General features: G+C 72.6%; 15 protein-coding genes and 1 tRNA gene. 5 read left to right on the forward strand and 11 right to left on the reverse strand.

Translation table 11 applies throughout. The features are described from left to right. Nucleotides 1-111 precede the first annotated feature (111 nt). Nucleotides 112-930 carry an exodeoxyribonuclease III gene (locus tag BM339_RS30835; protein ID WP_075023118.1) on the forward strand — a complete coding sequence of 273 codons (819 nt, stop codon included), beginning with the start codon at nucleotides 112-114 and terminating at the stop codon, nucleotides 928-930. Here BM339_RS30835 and BM339_RS30840 read toward each other — a convergent pair. The 10 genes from BM339_RS30840 to BM339_RS30885 form a co-directional block, all read right to left on the reverse strand. Then, a complete protein-coding gene (locus BM339_RS30840; RefSeq protein ID WP_083598148.1) occupies nucleotides 927-1,538 on the reverse strand; it encodes an SAM-dependent methyltransferase in 612 nt (203 codons plus the stop codon). The genes BM339_RS30835 and BM339_RS30840 overlap by 4 nt on opposite strands. Before the next feature lie 10 nt (nucleotides 1,539-1,548). Next, nucleotides 1,549-2,310 (reverse strand): class I SAM-dependent methyltransferase, encoded by a 762-nt coding sequence (locus BM339_RS30845; RefSeq protein ID WP_075023119.1) that lies wholly within the window; start codon nucleotides 2,308-2,310, stop codon nucleotides 1,549-1,551. A gap of 26 nt (nucleotides 2,311-2,336) precedes the next feature. Then, a complete protein-coding gene (locus tag BM339_RS50190) occupies nucleotides 2,337-3,383 on the reverse strand; it encodes a hypothetical protein (RefSeq protein WP_024935167.1) in 1,047 nt (348 codons plus the stop codon). A 126-nt stretch (nucleotides 3,384-3,509) separates the two neighbouring features. Continuing rightward, nucleotides 3,510-4,337, reverse strand: a complete 828-nt coding sequence (locus BM339_RS30855; protein ID WP_083598152.1) for an SAM-dependent methyltransferase — start codon at nucleotides 4,335-4,337, stop codon at nucleotides 3,510-3,512. Continuing rightward, complete coding sequence (locus BM339_RS30860) at nucleotides 4,334-4,855, reverse strand: ATP-binding protein (RefSeq protein ID WP_161791016.1); 522 nt, start codon at nucleotides 4,853-4,855, stop codon at nucleotides 4,334-4,336. Before BM339_RS30860 ends, BM339_RS30855 begins: the two co-directional genes overlap by 4 nt. A 204-nt stretch (nucleotides 4,856-5,059) precedes the next feature. Next, nucleotides 5,060-7,654: an outer membrane protein assembly factor BamB family protein gene (locus BM339_RS30865; protein WP_177287824.1), complete on the reverse strand. Its 2,595-nt coding sequence runs from the start codon at nucleotides 7,652-7,654 to the stop codon at nucleotides 5,060-5,062. A gap of 90 nt (nucleotides 7,655-7,744) precedes the next feature. Continuing rightward, nucleotides 7,745-9,922 (reverse strand): transcriptional regulator, encoded by a 2,178-nt coding sequence (locus BM339_RS30870; RefSeq protein WP_256255520.1) that lies wholly within the window; start codon nucleotides 9,920-9,922, stop codon nucleotides 7,745-7,747. Between the two features lies 1 nt (nucleotide 9,923). Further along, a tRNA-Glu gene (locus tag BM339_RS30875) sits at nucleotides 9,924-9,995 on the reverse strand. Between the two features lie 108 nt (nucleotides 9,996-10,103). Further along, nucleotides 10,104-11,141: a restriction endonuclease subunit S gene (locus BM339_RS30880; RefSeq protein WP_021593136.1), complete on the reverse strand. Its 1,038-nt coding sequence runs from the start codon at nucleotides 11,139-11,141 to the stop codon at nucleotides 10,104-10,106. Continuing rightward, entirely contained in the window at nucleotides 11,134-12,531 is a 1,398-nt protein-coding gene (locus tag BM339_RS30885) for a class I SAM-dependent DNA methyltransferase (protein WP_337959935.1), read from the reverse strand. Before BM339_RS30885 ends, BM339_RS30880 begins: the two co-directional genes overlap by 8 nt. Before the next feature lie 84 nt (nucleotides 12,532-12,615). Here BM339_RS30885 and BM339_RS30890 point away from each other — a divergent pair, with 84 nt between their 5' ends. The 3 genes from BM339_RS30890 to BM339_RS30900 all read left to right on the forward strand — a co-directional run bounded on the left by BM339_RS30890 (nucleotide 12,616) and on the right by BM339_RS30900 (nucleotide 15,618). Beyond that, nucleotides 12,616-13,767 (forward strand): glycosyltransferase, encoded by a 1,152-nt coding sequence (locus BM339_RS30890; protein ID WP_083598153.1) that lies wholly within the window; start codon nucleotides 12,616-12,618, stop codon nucleotides 13,765-13,767. A 139-nt stretch (nucleotides 13,768-13,906) separates the two neighbouring features. Then, complete coding sequence (locus BM339_RS30895; RefSeq protein ID WP_075023122.1) at nucleotides 13,907-15,160, forward strand: lipase family protein; 1,254 nt, start codon at nucleotides 13,907-13,909, stop codon at nucleotides 15,158-15,160. 47 nt (nucleotides 15,161-15,207) lie between these two features. Next, nucleotides 15,208-15,618, forward strand: a complete 411-nt coding sequence (locus BM339_RS30900) for a DUF6221 family protein (protein ID WP_075023123.1) — start codon at nucleotides 15,208-15,210, stop codon at nucleotides 15,616-15,618. On the opposite strand, the gene BM339_RS30905 is transcribed toward BM339_RS30900, so the two are convergent. Next, nucleotides 15,615-16,244 carry a nucleoside/nucleotide kinase family protein gene (locus tag BM339_RS30905; protein ID WP_075023124.1) on the reverse strand — a complete coding sequence of 210 codons (630 nt, stop codon included), beginning with the start codon at nucleotides 16,242-16,244 and terminating at the stop codon, nucleotides 15,615-15,617. The genes BM339_RS30900 and BM339_RS30905 overlap by 4 nt on opposite strands. 172 nt (nucleotides 16,245-16,416) lie before the next feature. Here BM339_RS30905 and metH point away from each other — a divergent pair, with 172 nt between their 5' ends. Continuing rightward, on the forward strand, nucleotides 16,417-20,028 hold the full coding sequence (gene metH / locus BM339_RS30910) for a methionine synthase (RefSeq protein ID WP_075023125.1): 3,612 nt from the start codon (nucleotides 16,417-16,419) through the stop codon (nucleotides 20,026-20,028). Nucleotides 20,029-20,055 lie beyond the last annotated feature (27 nt).

The raw sequence follows: 20,055 nt of genomic DNA on the forward strand, positions 1-20,055 counted from the left end.
CACAGGCTAGGGGTGAAGCCGTCTGGCAGGGGACAGGGAAGCAGCCAGGATATCCCCGCCGGCCGACCGGCTCGCGCCCTCCGGCCACATGGCGGGTGGCACCCTGGAGGGATGCGCCTCGCCACGTGGAACGTGAACTCGGTCAAGGCACGGCTTCCGCGCCTTCTCTCCTGGCTGGACGAGACGAGGCCGGACGTCGTCTGCCTCCAGGAGACCAAGTGCCGCGCCGACCAGTTCCCCGCCGCCGAGGTGGGGGAACTCGGCTACGAGACCGCCGCGCACGGGGACGGCCGGTGGAACGGCGTGGCGATCCTCTCCCGGGTCGGCGCCGAGGACGTCTCCAACGGCTTCCCGGGGGAGCCCGCCTACGAGGGCGAGGCCGACGACCAGATGAAGCTGGACGAGCCCGTCATGCTCGTTCCGGAGGCCCGCGCGGTCGGCGCGACGTGCGGCGGTGTCCGGGTCTGGTCGCTGTACGCGCCGAACGGCCGCACCCCGGAGTCGGCCCACTACGCCTACAAGCTCGCGTGGTTCGCCGCCCTCCGGGACGCCCTGCGCGCCGAACTGGCCGATGGAACGCAGCTCGTGGCGTGCGGCGACTACAACGTCGCGCCCACGGACGAGGACGTCTGGGACCCGGCCGTCTTCGTCGGCTCCACCCACGTCACGCCCGCCGAGCGGCAGGCGCTCGCCGAACTGCGCGACCTCGGCCTCCACGACGTCGTCCCGACGCCCATGAAGGGCCCTCATCCGTACACGTACTGGGATTACCGGGCGGGGATGTTCCACAAGAACATGGGGATGCGCATCGACCTCTTCTACGCGAGCGAGGCCGTCGCCGGGCGGGTCGGGTCCGCGTACGTCGACCGGGAGGCCCGCAAGGGCAAGGGCCCGTCCGACCACGCTCCGGTCGTCGTCGACCTGGACTAGCTCCCGGCGCGGGCGAGGAAGCGGCGCTTGCCGGCGTCGTCGGCCTGTTCGAGGACGGTGAAGCCGCCCGGCAGCAGCGACGCGGGCTCCCCGGCGCCGAGGCACCACGCGGCGGGCAGGTGCGGCCGGTCGCGGCGGGCCTCCTCGGTGAATGCCTCCCAGGCCAGGAGCCCGCCCGGCAGGACGGCGCGGGCGGCCCGCTCGAAGACGGCGCGGTCCCAGAACCCGGTGCACAGGACGAGCGCGTATCCCGGGCCGTCCGGCCGCCAGGCGCCCAGATCGGCCTGCACGAGCGTGATCAGCGAGGCGAGGCCGCGCCGCCGGGCCTGCGCGCCGAGCCGCCCGAGGGCGATCTCGGAGATGTCCACGGCCGTCACGGGGCGTCCCGTCGCGGCGGCCTGCAGGGCGCTCCCGGACGGCCCGGACGCGAGGTCGAGCACCCCGCCGTCCGGCAGCTCCAGCGACAGCGCCCGCTCCGCCAGCGGATGCGCGGCCGGCGGCCGGCCGCCGCCGTCCGGCTCCGCGTCCGCGTACTTGGCGTTCCACCGGAGCCTGTCCGGGTGCTCGGCCAGCTCCGCGGGTACCCGCTCCGGTGCCACGTCGTCCATGGGGACGAGGTTAACGGCGCTCCGCGACCAGGAGCATGAACATGGCCGTGGGGAAGCCCTTGCGCCACCACGGGTCGTCGCGCAGCTGCTCTTCCGACGGGTGCGGCTCGCGCAGGTCCGCGATGACGAATCCGGAGTCCCGGAGCGTTCCAGCGTAGTACTCCAGCGGCCGGAGCCAGCTTGTGATCATCGAAGGGGACTCCAGCCCGTCCACCAGGAAGTGCTGGTCGATCCCGCGCGAGGCGAAGTAGTCCGCCGCCGGGACGCCGCTGGCGGCGCCCTGCTCGGCGTTCTCGACGTAGAAGCAGGGGTGCAGCGTCAGCAGGATCATCCGCCCGCCGCTCTTGAGGACCCGCCCGAACTCGCCGATGGCGCGCGCCGGGTCCTGCAGGTGGCTGAACAGGTGGTTGCACAGGACGAGGTCGAACGCGTCGTCATCCAGCGGCAGGTCCTCCACGCTGGCGCGCAGGAACCGGGTGTTCTCCGGGCGGGACGGGTGGGACGCGGCCGCGTCGACCAGCCCCTGCGCCGCGTCGACCCCGGTCACGTCCGCGCCCCTGGACGCGAGCGTGCGGGAGAGGTAGCCCTCGCCGCATCCCGCGTCCAGGACGCGCAGGCCCGCGCAGGGCCCGACGGCGTCGAGGACCGCCGTGTCGGTCAGTTCGGTGCGGTACCGGTCGCGGCGCTCTCTGATCACCTTGACCCAGTACTGCGCGTTCGCCTCCCAACGCTCACGCGTCAGGTTCGCGATGGCTTGCGCCGTGTCCTCCACCGGCTCCCCATTCTTCGGTACCTGGTTCAGGCGATGCTCTTGAGCCGCCGCACCAGTGATTCGCAGGTCTGTCTGGTCCTTCTGTCCCGGCAGTCGGCTCCGCGCAGGCGCAGCGCCTGGATCAGCTCGGGGATCTTCCCGCCGAACGCGGGGTCGCGTTTGAGCGCCAGCGGGATGTACGTCGACGCCAGGTAGTACAGGTAGGCGTCGCTGTACACCATGATCTCGCGCAGCACCTCGACGGCCGTGTTGCGCAGCGACAGGGAGCTCGGGAGGGTGAAGTCGCTGCTGATCCGGCCGTCCTTGCTGTAGGTGGGGAACGCCCATTCCTCAAGCGCCGCGTACACGGGCGTCGCGTCGAGTTCCCGGCGGTACCGCTCCGCCAGCTCGAAGTCGTTCGAGTTGATCAGGCATCCCATCACGACCCCGCGCATCATGAACGCGGTCTGGCGGCCCGGCATCTCGAAGCCGAGGTCGGCCTCCAGCTCCCCGGTCACCTTGCTGACCTGGTGGGTCAGGATGTTCAGCGCGAGGATCGAGTGGAACGAGTAGGTCTTGCGGTTCAGGCGCGGGGCCAGCTCGACGGTCGAGTCGAGCAGCTTCTGCGGGTCGACCAGGAGACCGTGGCCGTTCTCGGGTGAGTACAGCGCCTCCAGCGCGGTGTCCTGCTCGCGCCCCCAGAATCGGGCGATGAACGACGACGTCTTCTGCGTCGCCTGGCCGCGCATGACGTGCACGGCGGCCTCTAGGGCGTTCAGGAGGTGCTGCTTCGCGACCGCCGAGTTCTCCAGGGCGGCCAGATCGACGGCGAGCCCCGCGTTCTGCAGGTCGGCGACCAGCCCGTCCCGCCTCTTCCGGACGGCGTGCGCCATCGAGTACTCGGCGATTCCGGGGACGGACGACATGAGGCTCTGCAACGACCGGCCGCTGACCCGGTCGAGCCATTCCTCGTTGTCCCACAGCCGGAAGATGGTGCTCTCGTCGAGCCCGGAGAAGGCCGCCACGTCGGACATGTTGAGCCCCATGTCCTTGGTGATGTCCGAGAGAGACCTCGGCTCGCCGTCCGCTGTCATCGCTCGCCCTAGATGTGGCACTTGCTGACGCTCCGATCGTAGCGAAGCGCCGGGCGCGTGGAACGGGCGATCCGCAGATGTGCCCGTCCTGTCACCTTTGGCGATGAGCACCGTCATGGCCGCCCGTCACCCCGGCACGCGGCCGATGCAGCCGAAGAGCGGCAGCGGCCCGGTGGCGTTGCCGGCGGCCCGCGGCTGCGGCAGCCGGGCCGGGTAGGGCTCGATCATCTTCAGGCTCCGGCAGATGTCCGCGATCTCGTCCTCCGCGCGCGGGTGGAACGGTGTGTCGACGCCGGGCCGTGGCCCGGCGATCGGCGCGAGCTCCGCCGCCCGCTCGGCGTGGGTGACGACCACGTGGCTGCCGGGGGCCAGCCCTGCGGCCAGCGCGTCCACGATCCCGCGCGGGCCGGCCTCGTCGGGCAGGAAGTCCAGCACGCCGAGGAGGAACACCGCGGCGGGCTCGCCGAAGTCGATCAGCTTCCGCAGCCCCTCGGCGGCGAGCAGTGCCTCCGGGTCCCGGACGTCTCCGGCGAAGGCGCCGGTGTTCGCGTCGACGGCGAGCAGGGCCCGCGCGTGCGCCAGCACCATCGGGTCGTTGTCGACGTAGGCGACGCGGCAGGACGGATCGGTCCGCCGGACGATGTCGCCGAGGTTGTCGTCCGCGGGCAGCCCGCAGCCGATGTCGACGAACTGGCGCAGCCCGGCCGTCCCGGCGAGCAGCGTGGCGGCGCGGTCCAGGAAGCCCCTGTTCGCCTGGACTAGCCGCAGCACGATCGGGCACCTGCGCAGCACCCGTTCGGCGGAGTCGCGGTCGGCGGCGTAGTTGTCCTTGCCGCCGAGGAAGTAGTTGCACATGCGGGCGACGCCCGCGGTCGACGTGCTGAACCCCGTCCCCTCCCCGGGAGGGGTCTCCCCGGCCCGGCGGGCCGTGCTCAGCGTCGACCCGGGCGTCACGGCAGCCGCCAGCCCTCCCGGACGCCCACCCCGAACCAGAAGGTGGAGGCCCCGTTCTTGCCCCGGCAGGTGCCGAAGTCGGTGGCGAGCGCCTTCATCAGGACGAGCCCGCGCCCGTGCGCCGGCAGCGGGTCCTCGGCCGGCCGCGGCCGCCCCGGCGAGGCCCCGCCGTCGGTGACCTCGACGCGGACGTACCGGTCGACGTGCAGGACCGACAGGGTGATCGTCCCGTCCTTGCGCGGCCGCGCGTGCAGGACCGAGTTGGTCACGGCCTCGCTGGTCAGCAGTTCGAGGTCGCCGAGCTCGGACCGGTCGGCGCCGAAGTGCTGGCCGACGAGCTCGCGGACGTAGGACCGGGCGAGCCGGACGGCGGGCGGCGTGGCGGCGAGGTCGATCTCGCCGATCAGGCGCCCGGACGACTTGCCGTTGTTCAGGGCGGACGGGATTCCGACTTCCAGGGAAGGAGCGGGCGCGGGGACCAGCACGGGCACCCCGGACCACGCGTTCGATGCATTCATGGCGGCGTTGGCTTCACGTCTCCGTGTCGGGCTGTAAGCGAACATGTGCTCTTCGGCCTGGTCGAATTCGGACGTGGAAGTGAAACAACACACACTCTGACGCAGGCCAGGCGAACCAGTCACCAACGCTTGCGCGCATGCAAGGACCCTGCCCTGTCCTGCGAACTCTCACCTCTCGTGCAAGATCCGACACGGACCGCAGGATCACCCCTGGAACCGGTGGACGGCGAAGGTCTGCTCTGCCCCGGTCCCCACCCCTTGCACGGTCGTGTACGGCATCAGGACGGCGTATCCGTCGCCGAGGTCCGCGGGCCTGCCGGGGAGGTTCGCGGCGAGCCGCCGGCCCTCGCCGTCCAGCGCCAGGTACTGGGCCTGTTCGCCCGTGCGGGTGGGCGGCCGGACGGAGAAGAACCAGTTCCCGATCGCGCCGTGGCGGGTGAGGTTCCCGGTCTCCAGCAGGTCGCGGATCGTCGTCGTGCCGCCCGCGGTCCGGATCGTCATCGCCCGTCCGCCCGGATCGATGCCGTCGCCGTCGCCCGCCTGGCAGACGATCAGCTCGTCGGTGTCGCCGTCGCAGCGGACGAGCGGCGCCCCCGTCCTGCCCAGCTCGCGGCCGGTGGCCCGGTCGAGAACGACCCCGCCCTCGGCCGTCCCGACGACGACCGTCCGGCCGCCGCCGTCGTGGAGGAGCTCGGGGTCGGCGTAGCGCCCGGCGAGGTTCCAGCGCCGCTTCCCGTCCGTCGCCCCGTAGGCGATGACGTCGAGATGCTTGCGCGTCCAGTCCTCGCCCCGCTCGGTCTTGGCGGCCAGGACCAGGCCCGCGCCGGCGCTCTCGGCCTCCAGCCCGCGCTTGCGCCAGAGCTCGCGCCGGGATCCGGTCGCGAAGACGGCCAGCTCGTCCCGTCCGCCGGATGAGACGTGGACCGTGAACGTCTCGTCGTCGGCCTCTTCGAGCAGCACGTAGCCGTCGCCGGTCAGGACCCGCTTCGTCCAGCGGACGCGGCCGTCCTTCAGGGAGAGCGCCGCGATGCCGTACTCGTTCCCGGCCGCCTCGTACTCCACGAGCGACAGCCGGTCCCCGTCCTTGCCGACGATGTGCGGCACGCTGACGAAATCCGCCTTGAGCCCGTCGCCGAGCCGCCCGCCCTCCCTGATCGACCAGCGCACCGCGCCGGTTCGCGCGTCGGCGACGACCTGCCGCGACAGGTGGTCGTCCTCGCGGTCCCGGCCCGCGTAGACGAGCGCGTCACCGGCGAGTTCGGTGCCGGTCAGCGAGCTCAGCCCGGTGTCCTTGAACGGCGGCCCCGGCGGGGTGCGTCCGGTGGCGGCCGTCCACAGCGGCGCCGCGTCGATCCGGGGCGGGGAGAGCGCCGGCTCGGGCGGCGCGCTCGGTTCGGACGGCCGGCCGCCGGCGGCCGCGGCGCGCATCACGATGCCGGCCGGCGTGGACGAGGACGACCCGGCCCGCTCGACGCGGAACGCCGCGGCCCGCTCCGACACGGCGGCGACCTCTCCGGGCGGCGCGGCGCCCAGCGGGTTCGCGGCCCGGTCGACGACGGCGTACCGGTCGGGCGTCCCCTCCCTGCCCGAGCCCCTGACGAAGATCCTGTCCTTCCAGATCTTCACGACGTGGGCCATCGTCTCCTCGCCGAACGGCCGTTTCGCGGTGGCGACGGGCTCGCCGTCACCGTCCGTGCGGACCGTCACGAGCCGGCCGTACAGTCCCGAGCAGGCGATGAGCGTGGCGCCGTCGTCGGCGCAGCCGTACAGGTCATCGGTCGTGTCGCCGTCCTCCGTCTTGACCGAGATCTTCGTGACGCGGCCGGTGGCGACGTCGACCAGGACCGCGTGGTCGTCGGGGTAGGTCCGTCCCGGGAGCCTCTCGCTCACATGGACGGCGGCCGTCCTCCCCGCGGCGGCCTCAAGGTGGGACGTCTCGAACTTCCCTTCCAGGTCCCAGAGCTTCCGGCCGGTCCGCACGTCCAGCGCGTAGACGCCGGCGCCCTTGCGCCGTTCGTCGAAATCCATCGGCGGCTTGGAGCCGAGCGTCTCTCCGAGGACCACCGGCCCGGAGATCCGGAACGCCCAGCCGTCCGCGTTCTGCCACAGCTCGCGGCCGGTGGCCGGGTCGAGCGCGATCGTCTTCGGGTCGACGCCGTCTCGTTCCTCGACACTCGCGAGCACGACCCGCGTGTCCGCGGAGAGGAGCCGCACCTTCTTGTCGCGGTCGTCCTCTCCCTTCTCGCCCGCACGCGGCCGGATCAGCGCGTGCTTCCAGCGGACCGAGCCGTCCTTCCCGGAGAGCGCGGCGACCCCGACCTCGGTCTCGCGCCTCTCAAGGCCCTTCGTGTACTGGACGAGGGCCGTCCAGTCGTTCCCCTGGCCGTACACGACGGGCTTCCCTGTCACGCCCCGCAGAAGTTCCGCCTTGTAGCCGGGTCCCGAATGGGCGACGGCGCCTTCACCGCCCCGGAGCGGGTAGCCGCCGTCGACCGTCCAGCGCGGGTCACCGCTCCGCGGATCGACGGCGGCGAGCCGGGCACCGCCGGACGGCACGTCCCCGGCGACGAGGGCGATATCGCCGAGCAGCCCGACCCCGGCGACGCGTTCCATGCCGAGCTTCCGCTCGTCCCACAGCGGCCTCTCGCTGAACGCGACCGGCGACGGTCGCCTCTCCCCGTCCGGCAGCGCGTCGGCGCCGGACCCACCGCAGGCCTTCACCCCGATGAGGACGAGAACCAGCACGGCCGCGAGCAGACCGCCGCCCCACCGCAGCGCGGTCTTCCTGTCGACGTCCATCGGCCCCATCCCGTCCTCGGCGTCACGCGGGGGGCCGCGTGATCGCGCATTCTTCCGGGTGAGATGGCCGGGACCGCCCGGGAGGTTCCCTCAGAACATCCAGTGACCGCCCGCGGACCACCCGAGGAACCGGCGACCGTGCGGCGACGGCCCGGCGTCGAGGGCGCCGCCGGTCAGGACGTGCCGGAGACCCGCCAGCACGGGGTCGAGGCGCCGGACGCCATGGGACGGCTGCCGGTCGAGTTCGCCCTGCATCCAGGCGATGGCGGCGATCTGCTCCTTCAGCCCGCACAGCGCGAGGAAGAAGACGGCCTGCCGCCACGCGTAGGCGGCGTCCTTGACGGTCCTCAGCGGATACGGGTTCCCCTGCACCCGCCGCACCAGGCGGCACACGACGCCGAACGCGCGGCGCGCGAGATCGTCCCATCCGCCCGCCGGCTGGATCCCGACCGGGTGGACGAGCGCCGCCAGGTTGTGCGTGGTGAGGATCTGCGCCTGCTCGATCACCATCCCGTTGGCCACGACCCACGACGACGCCGGAAGGTCCCCGGCGCGCTCCGCGCAGAGGTCGCCGAAGCCGTCCCGGAGCCGCCGGACGGACGCGTAGTCGATCCCGTAGTAGCGCGCGTAGAGGGTCCCCTCCATGATCTCGCCCGCGAGCTGTGCCGCCTGGAGGAACTTCGGCGAGAACCTGCCCATGAAGATGTCGGCGGCCAGTTCCTCCACGAACGGCACGCGCACACCGGCGCGGTCGGCCAGCGTGCCCAGCTCCCCGATCATCGGATTCGGGACGATGGTCCCCGGGAAGGACCGCAGCGCCAGCTCGCCGAGCTGGACCAGCACGGCGTGCGCGTTCGCCTGCGCGGCGCCGGTCGTGCGCCGGTACCCGGCCACGGCCGCGACCCACGGAAGCTCGTCCTGCCGCACCTGGTGCGCCAGGTCGAGCAGCAGCAGTGAACGGCGGTTGCGGAACGCCTTGTGGACGGCCGCCATCAGCCCTCTCAGCGCGTCATCGGGGTAGGACCGCGCCGACGCCGCCGCGACCAGCTGCGGGACTAGGCGCGCGAGCACCTCCGCCGACGGGACGATCCCGCGCTCGACGAGCGTGCTGACCGGCGCCTCCAGCGCGTTCTCGGCCACGCGGCGGAGCCGCTCGGGCACTTCGGCGGTCCGTCCGCCGGAGGTGACGGGCGCGACGAACGGGTCGATCGACGGCACCCCGCCGTCCTGCGGCACTGCTTCGAGCCGTCCCGCCACGGCCTGGGCCAGCGCGTGATGCGTCGGACGCGCGGCCTCGGCAGCCTGCTGCTCCCGCAGCGCGGCATGCTCCGCCTCATCCGGCACGCCGCGCTTCGCGACCATCGAGTCCACGGCGTGCTGCAGCAGTCCGGAGGGAGGCTGCCCTTCCAGCACCTGCTTGAGTGACACGCGAAGGATGGCCAGGTTCGCCCTGGGGTCTCGGTGCTTCCCGCACAGCGTGTGCCGTGCCGCCAGCTCCGCGTACCGGTCGAGCAGCGCGACGCCCCGCGCCCGCCACCCGTCGGGCTCGGCGGCGAGGACCCGCCCGTCCCGGACGGTCTCCAGCCAGTGCGCCAGCAGCTCGTCCGCGAACGGATTCCACACCGACAGCGCCTCGTTCATCGTGGCCACCGCCCGGTTCGGCCGCCGGTCCGCGAGCCGCTCGCGCACCCGCCCGGCCGTCTCCCGCCGGACCAGCGACGGATCGCCGGGGTTCCGCGCGGGCCTCGGGAGGAACCGCAGCCGGCCGGCGAACGGCCCGATGGCGTCCAGGACGTCCAGCGCCGCCGCCCGGTCGCCGGCCCGCAGCAGCCACGCCACCACGAGCAGCGCGGCCTCCTCCGGCAAGGCCACCTCGTACCGCCCGGTGTCGAGCAGCTCGCACAGCTCGTCCAGCCCGGCGTCGGTCAGGTGGTACGCGAAGAGGGCCTGCCGTGCGGCGGGCACCCCGGCGCGCCGCGCCGCCTCCAGCTCGTGGTCGAGCAGCGGCCCGCCGGCGGCGGCGTCCCCGGTCGCGAACCCGCCCCGGACGACCTCGGGCGTCACCCACGCCGGATGCCCGGCGACCGGCGTTCTGGACCCGATGTCCAGCGAGCCGTCCTTCGTTCCCGAGACGACGCGCTCCCAGCGGCCGAGGCGCTCCTCGGCGCGCCGCCGCGTCGCGTCGTCCTCGTGGGCCAGCGCCGTCACGAGCGCCTTGGCCATCTGCCCGGCGGCGTAGCCGGGGTTCACCCGCGCGTCCTCGTTCACGCCAGCGTGGCGGGTTCCGCCCCCGCGCCCTCCGGGATGAAAGCCCGGCGCTCTCCTGCTGAGCTACACGCTGTCGAGGGCCCACGGTAAAGATCGCGTCGTCCTGCCGCAACGCATTACCCGGGCTTGCGACCCGTGGGCCGCCGTGGCGTGCGCCGACGCCGATCAGGCCCGCGCGCCGTCAGGGGACGAGCTGGGGGAGGAGGGCGTCGCGGAGGCTCGCCAGCGCCGTCGTCTCGGCCGCGGCCGCCTCCACCCGGCGCGCCAGCGTGGCCGCGAGCTCGCCGAACCTCCGGGCCCGGTCGTCTCCGGGCCAGGGGACCTTGTAGGCGGCGAGGTCGGGCCAGCCGGTGCGCGGCATCCTCGTCCCGTCGCCGACGGCGGACGCGTGCGCCACGACCTCGTCGCTCGCCAGGGCCGCGAGCAGCCAGCCCCGGTGGGCGGGGTCCTCCGGGCGGACGACGAGGATGTCGGTCGACGCGACGCCGTCCACGAAGGCGAGCCCGACCTTGTGGAAGTACGGGCGGAGCTTGCCGAAGAGGATGTCCCCGGCCGCGAACCGCCGTTTCGCGCTGGCTATCCCGGACGCGTCGGCCCATGTCGAAAGCCACATATGTCGTTTCGGCATGTGCTCCAGGCCGATGTAGTTCTCGTCCCCGCCGATCAGATCGAGCGGCGCGTTCGCGCGGACCAGCCGCCCGAGCCCGCCGATCGGGACGAGGGAGGTCGCCGCCGTCTCCTCGTACCGGGCGCGCAGGAGCGCGTCGGCGCAGGCGGCGATGCGTCCGTTCACGGCGATCTTGTCGTCCAGGGCTCCGAGGACCGACGCCGCCCTGTCCTGCTCCGCCCGGGTCGGGCGCCGGGTCGTGAGCCGGTTCAGGATGCCGTGGGTGAGGAGCGGCTGCCCGGATCCGATGCGGTACCTGTTCAGGCCGAGCCGCTTGAGCAGGTAGTAGACGTACCGGGGATTCACCCCGTCCCTGGCCGTGGCGATGATGGCGTTGTCGGTGACCCAGCAGCGGCCGGGGCTGTAATGGACGGCTCCGCAGTACGACCCGACGCGTCCGACGATCGTGGAGCCGGGTTCCGCGTTGTGGCCGCCGGACGAGCCGATGACGCCGTTGGCGCCGTACGTCCGGTAGGCGGAGCCCTCCGCCGGGTGCGAGCGGCCGTTGGAGAACGTGACGAGGTCGCTCAGCGGAACCTGCCCGTCAGCCATCCAGGCGCCCGAGTTCCGCCCGGACGATCTGGTCGAGCCGCGCCGACTCCTCGAAATGGGTGAGGAGCTCCTTGGTGAGGCGCTCGACCCTGTCGGCCGCGGGCTCGTCGCCGGGGTCGGGTTCGGCGGTGCCCACGTAGCGGCCGGGTGTGAGGACATGGTCATGGGATCTGATCTCGTCCACGTCCGCCGAACGGCAGAATCCCGGGACGTCCGAATGGTCGTGGGCGCGCCAGGACCGGTAGGCGCCGGCGATCCGGGCGATGTCGTCGCCGGTGAGAACCCTCTCCGTGCGGTCGACCATCGTGCCCATGTCGCGGGCGGCGATGAAGAGCACCCGGCCCGGCGTGTCCTTGTTCCGGTCGAGGAACCATAGGCACGCGGGGATCTGGGTGCTGCGGAAGAGGCGGTCGGGGAGCGCGACGACGCACGACACGAGGTCCGCCTCCACGATCGCCGCGCGGATCTCGCCCTCGCCGGACTGCCGGGACGACATCGAGCCGTTCGCCATCACGACGCCGGCGCGGCCGTGCGGGCCGAGCTTGGCGAGGATGTGCTGCAACCAGGCGAAATTGGCGTTCCCGGCCGGCGGGACGCCGTACCGCCAGCGCGGATCGCCCGCGTCGCGGTACCAGTCCGACATGTTGAACGGCGGGTTGGCCAGCACGTGGTCGGCCTCAATCCCGGGGTGCGCGTCCTCGACGAACGTGTCGGCGAGGCGGATGTCGCCCCCGAGCTCGTGCACGGCGAGGTTCATCCTGGCCAGCCGCCACGTCCGCTCGTTCGCCTCCTGCCCGTAGACGGCGATGTCGTCCAGCCGCCCCCGATGGCTGAGGACGAACCTCTCCGCCTGCACGAACATCCCGCCGGAACCGCAGCAGGGGTCGTACACCCGTCCCTTGAACGGCTCCAGGATCTCCACCAGCAGCTTGACCACGCTTGAGGGCGTGTAGAACTCGCCGCCGCGTTTCCCTTCGGCCCGCGCGAACCGCTCCAGGAAGTACTCGTAGACCTCGCCGAGCACGTCCCGCGCGGACCGCCCGCCGAACTCCACCTGCCCGATCAGCTCGACCAGGTCACCGAGGCGCCGCTGGTCGACCCCGGCGAAGATCTTCGGCAGCACGCCGTCCAGGGACGGATCGGCCCGCATGATCGTGTCCATCGCGGCGTCGATCCGCTCGCCGAGCGTGCCGGGCCCGGACGCCGCGGCGAGGTCCGCCCACCGCGCCCCGGCCGGCACCGGCAGGGCCCTGTCCGATGAGTGCTTGTCGGACATGTGCTTGTCGGAGGCGTACTTGAGGAAGACGAGCCCGAGGACGAAGTCCTTGTACCGTGCCGCGTCGACGGATCCGCGCAGCTTGGCGGCGGCCTTCCAGAGGACCTCGTCCACCCGCGCGACTTTAGCGCGCCCCCGCCCCGCCGGCCGGTTCATGGTGTTGGACGGCCGCGCCGGTGCGATGCGAGGCTGCGGGACGTGGTGGTCGTGGGTGTTCTGGCCGTGGCGGCGCTGGCGGGCTGGCTGTATCTGGCGTTCGGCCACGGCGGCTTCTGGAGGACCGGCCCCGGCCTCCCGGACGCGGCGGACCCGGACGCCTGGCCCGACGTCGTGGCCGTGGTCCCGGCCCGCGACGAGGCGGCCGTCCTGCCGGTGACTCTGCCGACCCTGCTGGCCCAGGAGTATCCGGGACGCTTCCGCGTGGTTCTGGTCGACGACGGCAGCAGCGACGGCACCGCGGAGACGGCCGTCCGGGTGGCGGAAGGGAATCCCCGGCTGCGGGTGGTGGCCGCCGGCGAACGCCCGCCGGGATGGGCGGGCAAGGTGTGGGCGATGTCGGAGGGCGTCGGCGCGGCGGGGGAGCCCGGCTACCTCCTCTTCACCGACGCGGACATCGCCTACCGGCCCGGCACGGTGATGAAGCTCGTCCGCGCGGCCGTGGCAGAGCGGCGCGATCTCGTCTCCCTGATGGCGACGCTGAACACCCGCACCCGCTGGGAACGCGTGATCGTCCCCGCGTTCGTGTACTTCTTCGCCCAGCTCTACCCGTTCCGCCGCGTGACCCGGGACGGGACGCGCACGGCCGCGGCGGCGGGCGGCTGCATGCTCGTCCGCCGCGCCGCCCTCGCCGCCGCCGGCGGGCTCGCGGCGATCCACGACGCGCTGATCGACGACGTGGCGATGGGGCGCCTGGTCAAGCGCGCCGGCGGGCGCTGCCGCCTCGACCTCGCCCGCGACGTGGTCAGCCGCCGCCCCTACCCCCGCCTCGGCGACCTCTGGGCGATGATCGCCCGCAGCGCCTACCACCAGCTCCGCTACTCGCCGCCGCTGCTCGCCGGGACCGTCCTCGGCCTGGTCCTGCTGTACGCGGTCCCGCCCGCCGCGGCGATCGCCGGCCTGGCCGCCGGGAACGGTGCGGTCCTCGCGGCCGGGGCGCTCGGCTGGTCGCTCATGGCGCTCACCTACGAGCCCATGCTCCGCTTCTACGGCCTGTCGCCGCTGCGGGCCCCGGCGCTGCCGCTTGTGGCCCTGATGTACGCCGCCATGACCCTTGACTCCGCCCGCAGGCACCGGGCCGGTCAGGGCGGCGCCTGGAAAGGACGTACTGCGGCGACGCCGCTGAACAGGTGAGTCAGGGCGTCTTTGTCAGGACGGTGACAATCCGGGCCCGGCGATGCACGCTCATACTCATTGGAGTAAGTGTCTAATTACGTTACGGTCGGGTGGCCGTCACGCCGACGGCAGGGGCGACGACGAAGGGTTACCCGCCATGTCCATCACCGTCCGCCGGCTCGCGCGCGCCGCGGTGGCGTCCTGCATCGGGATCGCCATGACGGCCGCCGCGCTCCAGGGCCCGGCCACCGCGGCGCCGCCGGATCCCCCGACCCCCGCAGAGGACCCGTTCTACACGCCGCCGTCCCCGCTCCCGGACGGCGCCCCCGGAGACGTCATCCGCTCGCGCCCCGCGGTGTTCACCGTGGACCCGTTCGGCCACGCGCCGTACGAGGGCGTGAAGTCCTGGCAGGTGCTGTACCGGTCGGAGACCGCCGACGGCCGCCCGACCGCCGTGTCCGGCATGGTCCTCGTCCCGGCCAGGGCCTGGACGGGCCAGGGCAGGCGCCCGCTCCTCTCCTACGCCGTCGGGACCCGCGGGCTCGGCGACGCGTGCGCCCCGTCCTACACGCTCACGCGGGGTCTGGACTACGAGGAGCTGTTCATCGCCGACGCGCTCAGCCGGGGCTGGGCCGTCGCCGTCACCGACATGGAGGGCCTGGGGACGCCCGGCCGGCACACCTACGAGGTCGGCCGATCCCAGGGCAAGGCGCTGCTGAACGTGGCGCGGGCCGCGCAGCGCCTCCCGGAAGCGGGCCTCGGCGGCAGTCCGGTCGGGCTCTGGGGCTACTCGCAGGGCGGGACGTCCTCGGGCTGGGCGGCGGAACTGGCCGCGACCTACGCGCCGGAGCTCGCGATCAAGGGCACGTTCGCCGGCGGTGTCCCGGCGGACCTGGGAGCCGTGGCCAGAAGCCTGGACGGCTCCCCGTTCATCGCGCTCATGTTCATGGCGGCGGTCGGCTACGACGCCGCCTACTCCGAACTCGACCTGGAGAAGTACCTGAACGGCAACGGCCGCGAGCTGCTGGAGAAGGCCAAGGACATGTGCCTGGTCAGCGTCGACGGGCCCCTCACGGTCGTGGAGACCGCGTTCAAGCACATCAGCGACTACACGACCAGCGATCCCCTGACCAGGCCCGAGTGGCAGGCGCGCCTCGACGCCAACAAGCTCGGCAGCACCGCGCCGAGCGCGCCCGTCCTCCAGACGCAGGCCGTCTACGACGAGATCATCCCGTTCGCGCAGGCCGACACCCTCCACAAGACGTGGTGCGCCAAGGGCGCCAACGTCACGTGGAAGACCTACACGCTCGCCGAGCACGCCACCGGCATGCTCTGGAGCGAGCCGGACGCGATGGCGTTCCTCGCCGACCGTTTCGCGGGCAAGCCGGTCACCGGCAACTGTGCCGCCTGATGGATCTCCCAGGGCCATCCCGCCCGTGACCCGGGCAGGATGGCCCTATGGATCTGGTGGAGTTCCTCCGCGCCCGGCTGGACAGGGACGAGCAGACGGCCCGCGCCTGCTCCGGCGCCCCCTGGCTGGCGACACCCTCCGGAACGGTCAGCACCGACCCCGGAACCGGCGACGCCGGAACCGGCGACGCCGACACCGGCGAGCCCGCCTACGTCGCGACGGCGGAGAACGGGGCGTACGCCGAGCACATCGCCCGGCACGACCCGTTCCGCACGCTCGCCGAGGTCGCGGCGAGGCGCCAGATCCTCGACGAGTACGAGAAGCAGTCCTGGATTCTCGGGCAGGGGCATCGGACGCCCGAGCTGGAGGCCGCCCAGTCCGTCCGCGAGAAGGTCCTGCGCCTTCTCGCCCTTCCCTACGCGACCCATCCCGCCTACCAGGAGGAATGGCGCCCCTAAGCGTCGGTGACCAGCGCCGGGTGCGCGGGGTCGTCCATCTTGAGCACGACGTCGGCGCTCCGGACCGGGTCGGCCTCGGCCTCGTAGCGCGCGTAGGCGGGGAGCGTCCAGGAGCCGGCGTCCGGAGTGCCGCGGGCCAGCGCGCCGCGCGACAAGGTCAGGTGGACGGTCAGCTCGAAGGGGAGCCCCCGCCCGAGCAGCAGCGAGCCGTCCAGCAGGAGGACCCCGCCGGGCTGGACGGTGATGTGGCGGGCCCGCGTCGCGCGGTCGAGGTCGGCGTCCCACAGGCTCGGCAGGACCTTCCCGCTGCCGGACGGCTCCAGCGGCCCGAGCACCTCCCGGACGAGCCCGCCCGTGTCGAGCCACTCGTCGTAGAACGCGTCCGGGTCGTCCCGCCCGAACTCGTAGCGCAGCGAGGCCGGACGCAGGAATCCGCCCGCCGAGACCCGCACGACGTCCCGTCCCAGGGCGCGCAGGGGGGAGACGAGCGCGTCCGCGAGGTCGGCGGGCGCCGCGGGCGGGGCACCGTCGATCGCGACCCGCGACCAGGAATCCCGCGGGAGGGCGGCGATCCGCTCCGACAGTTCCGTGACCACGAGCGACGGCGAGATCGGTCGTGCGCGCATCACCTCATCCTGCCCGCATCCTGGGGCGCGCCTGACACATCGGGCCATCGGACGGTAACCTCGACATGTGGCCGAGAGGCGCTGCAACGGGCGAGAGCCCGCCACGCTCGGCCCCCAGTGATCCGATTCCGCAAGGGCGCCTCCCATATGACCTGGGAGGTGCTCGGAAACAATGAACGACCGGCAGAACGACCTGCGTGAGCTTCTTGAGCAGCGGATCGCGGTGCTGGACGGCGCCTGGGGCACGATGCTCCAGGGCGCGGGCCTGACCCCGGAGGACTACCGCGGTGACCGCATCGCCGGTGACCATCCGAAGGACGTCACCGGCGACCCCGACCTGCTCAACCTGACCCGCCCGGACGTGATCCTGGACGTCCACCGGCAGTACCTCGACGCCGGCGCCGACATCACCACCACCAACACGTTCACCGCGACGAGCATCGGCCAGGCCGACTACGGCCTGGAGGGCCTCGTCCGCGAGATGAACGTGCGCGGCGCCGAGATCGCCCGGCAGGCCGCCGACGAGTACGGCGACCGGTTCGTCGCGGGATCGGTCGGCCCGCTGAACGTCACGCTGTCGCTGTCCCCGCGGGTCGAGGACCCGGCCTACCGCGCCGTCACGTTCGACCGGGTCAAGGACACCTACGCCGAGCAGATCGCCGGCCTCGCCGAGGGCGGCGTCGACCTGCTGCTGATCGAGACGATCTTCGACACGCTGAACGCGAAGGCCGCGATCGCCGCCGCCCGCGAGGTCGCCCCGCACCTGCCGCTGTGGATCTCGGTGACGATCGTCGACCTGTCCGGCCGGACGCTGTCCGGCCAGACCGTCGAGGCGTTCTGGCGGTCGATCGAGCACGCCGAGCCGCTCGTCGCCGGCGTGAACTGCTCGCTGGGCGCCGACCAGATCCGCCCCCACGTGGAGGAGCTCGCGCGGATCGCCGGCACCTACACCGCCTCCCACCCGAACGCCGGGCTGCCGAACGCGTTCGGCGGCTACGACGAGACGCCGGACGAGACGGGCGCCAAGCTCGGCGAGTTCGCGGCGTCCGGCATGGTCAACGCGGTCGGCGGCTGCTGTGGGACCGGCCCCGCGCACATCGCCAAGATCGCCGAGGCGGTCCGCGGGGCGGCGCCCCGCGAGGTCGCTCGGCCCGCGAAGGCCAGCCGGTTCAGCGGCCTGGAGCCGTTCGAGATCGGCGCCGACACCGGCTTCATCATGATCGGCGAGCGGACGAACGTCACCGGCTCCAAGCGGTTCCGCAAGCTGATCGAGGCGGGCGACCACCAGGCCGCGGTGGACGTGGCGCTGGAGCAGGTCCGCGGCGGCGCGAACCTCCTCGACGTCAACATGGACGCCGACCTGCTCGACAGCGAGCGGGAGATGACGACGTTCCTCAACCTGATCGCGACCGAGCCCGAGGTGGCCCGCATCCCGATCATGGTCGACAGCTCGCGGTGGAGCGTCCTGGAGGCGGGGCTGAAGACCGTCCAGGGCAAGGGCGTCGTCAACTCGATCAGCCTCAAGGAGGGCGAGGGCCCCTTCCTGGAGCAGGCCCGCCGCATCCGCGACTTCGGCGCCGGCGTCGTCGTCATGGCCTTCGACGAGACCGGCCAGGCCGACACCACCGAGCGCAAGGTGGAGATCTGCGGCCGCGCCTACGACCTGCTCACGCGGAAGGCCGGGTTCCCCGCCGAGGACATCGTGTTCGACCCGAACGTCCTCGCCGTCGCGACCGGCATCTCCGAGCACAACGGGTACGCGAAGGCGTTCATCGACGCGCTGCCCCTGATCAAGGAGCGCTGCCCGGGCGCCCGGACCAGCGGCGGCATCTCCAACCTCTCCTTCTCGTTCCGGGGCAACGAGGTCGTCCGCGAGGCGATGCACTCGGCGTTCCTGTTCCACGCCGTCCGCGCCGGGCTCGACATGGGCATCGTCAACGCCGGGCAGCTCGCCGTCTACGAGGACATCCCGGCCGACCTGCTCGAACTGGTCGAGGACGTGCTGTTCGACCGCCGCCCCGACGCGACCGACCGGCTCGTGTCGTTCGCGGAGAACGTCAAGGGCGAGGCCACCAAGCGCGAGGTCGACCTGTCCTGGCGGGACGCGCCGGTCGAGCAGCGGCTGTCGCACGCCCTCGTCCACGGCATCGTCGACTTCATCGAGGAGGACACCGAGGAGGCCCGGCGGAAGGCCGCCCGCCCCCTCGACGTGATCGAGGGCCCGCTGATGGACGGCATGAAGGTCGTCGGCGACCTGTTCGGCTCCGGCAAGATGTTCCTCCCGCAGGTGGTGAAGAGCGCCCGCGCGATGAAGCGGTCGGTCGCCTACCTGGAGCCCTTCATGGAGAAGGAGAAGGAGGAGGCGCTGCGGGCCGGCCGCGTCCACACCGAGCGCGGCCAGGGCAAGGTCGTCCTCGCGACGGTCAAGGGCGACGTGCACGACATCGGCAAGAACATCGTCGGCGTCGTCCTCGGCTGCAACAACTACGACGTGATCGACCTCGGCGTGATGGTGCCCGCCGCGAAGATCCTCGACACCGCGATCGCCGAGAACGCCGACGCGATCGGGCTGTCCGGGCTGATCACCCCGTCGCTGGACGAGATGGTCTCGGTCGCCGCCGAGATGGAGCGGCGCGGGATGCGGCTGCCGCTGCTGATCGGCGGCGCCACCACGTCCCGCCAGCACACCGCCGTGAAGATCGCGCCCGCCTACGACGCGACTACCGTGCACGTCCTGGACGCCTCCCGCGTCGTCGGCGTCGTCTCCGACCTGCTCGACGAGGACCGCGCCTCCGCGCTGGACGCCGCGAACCGCGAGGAGCAGGCGCGGCTCCGCGTGCAGCACGAGAACAAGCAGCGGCGCCCCCTCCTCACCATCGAGCGGGCGCGGGCGAACAAGGAGCGGGTCGACTTCGGCGACGTCCCGGTCCCGGACTTCACCGGCGTCCGGATCGTCCGGCCCGAGCTGACCGCGATCCGCGAGATGATCGACTGGCAGTTCTTCTTCCTGGCCTGGGAGCTGAAGGGCAAGTACCCGGCGATCCTCGACCAGCCCGTCGCCCGCGAGCTGTTCGACGACGGCAACGCGCTGCTCGACCAGATCATCGCGGACGGCTCGTTCGAGGCCAGCGGCGCCTACGGCTTCTGGCCCGCCCACTCCGAGGGCGACGACATCCTTCTGGACGACGGGCCGCGGTTCCCGATGCTGCGCCAGCAGACGTCCAAGCCGGAGGGCCGCCCGAACCGCTGCCTCGCCGACTACGTCGCCCCGTCCGGCGACCACCTCGGCGGCTTCGCCGTGACGATCCTCGGCGCCGAGGACCTCGCCGCGAAGTACGAGGAGGAGAACGACGACTACAAGTCGATCATGGTGAAGGCGCTCGCGGACCGGCTCGCCGAGGCGTTCGCCGAGTACGTCCACCTGGAGGCCCGCCGCGCCTGGTTCGAGCCGGACGCCGACCCCCTCCTGGAGGACCTGCACGCCGAGCGCTTCCGCGGCATCCGCCCGGCGCTCGGCTACCCGGCGAGCCCCGACCACAGCCTGAAGCGGACGCTGTTCGACCTGCTCGACGCCGGCCGCATCGGCGTGAAGCTCACCGAGTCGTACGCGATGTCCCCGGCCGCCAGCGTCAGCGGTCTGATCTTCGCCCACCCGGAGTCCCGGTACTTCACGGTCGGTCGCGTGGGCAAGGACCAGATCGAGGACTACGCCCGCCGCTGCGACCTCCCCGTGGCCGAGGTCGAGCGCTGGCTGGCCCCCAACCTCGCCTACGACCCGTCGTAGGGTTTCCGCAAACCGGATTGTGAAAAA

Source organism: Actinomadura madurae, assembly GCF_900115095.1.
GTDB lineage: Bacteria > Actinomycetota > Actinomycetes > Streptosporangiales > Streptosporangiaceae > Spirillospora > Spirillospora madurae.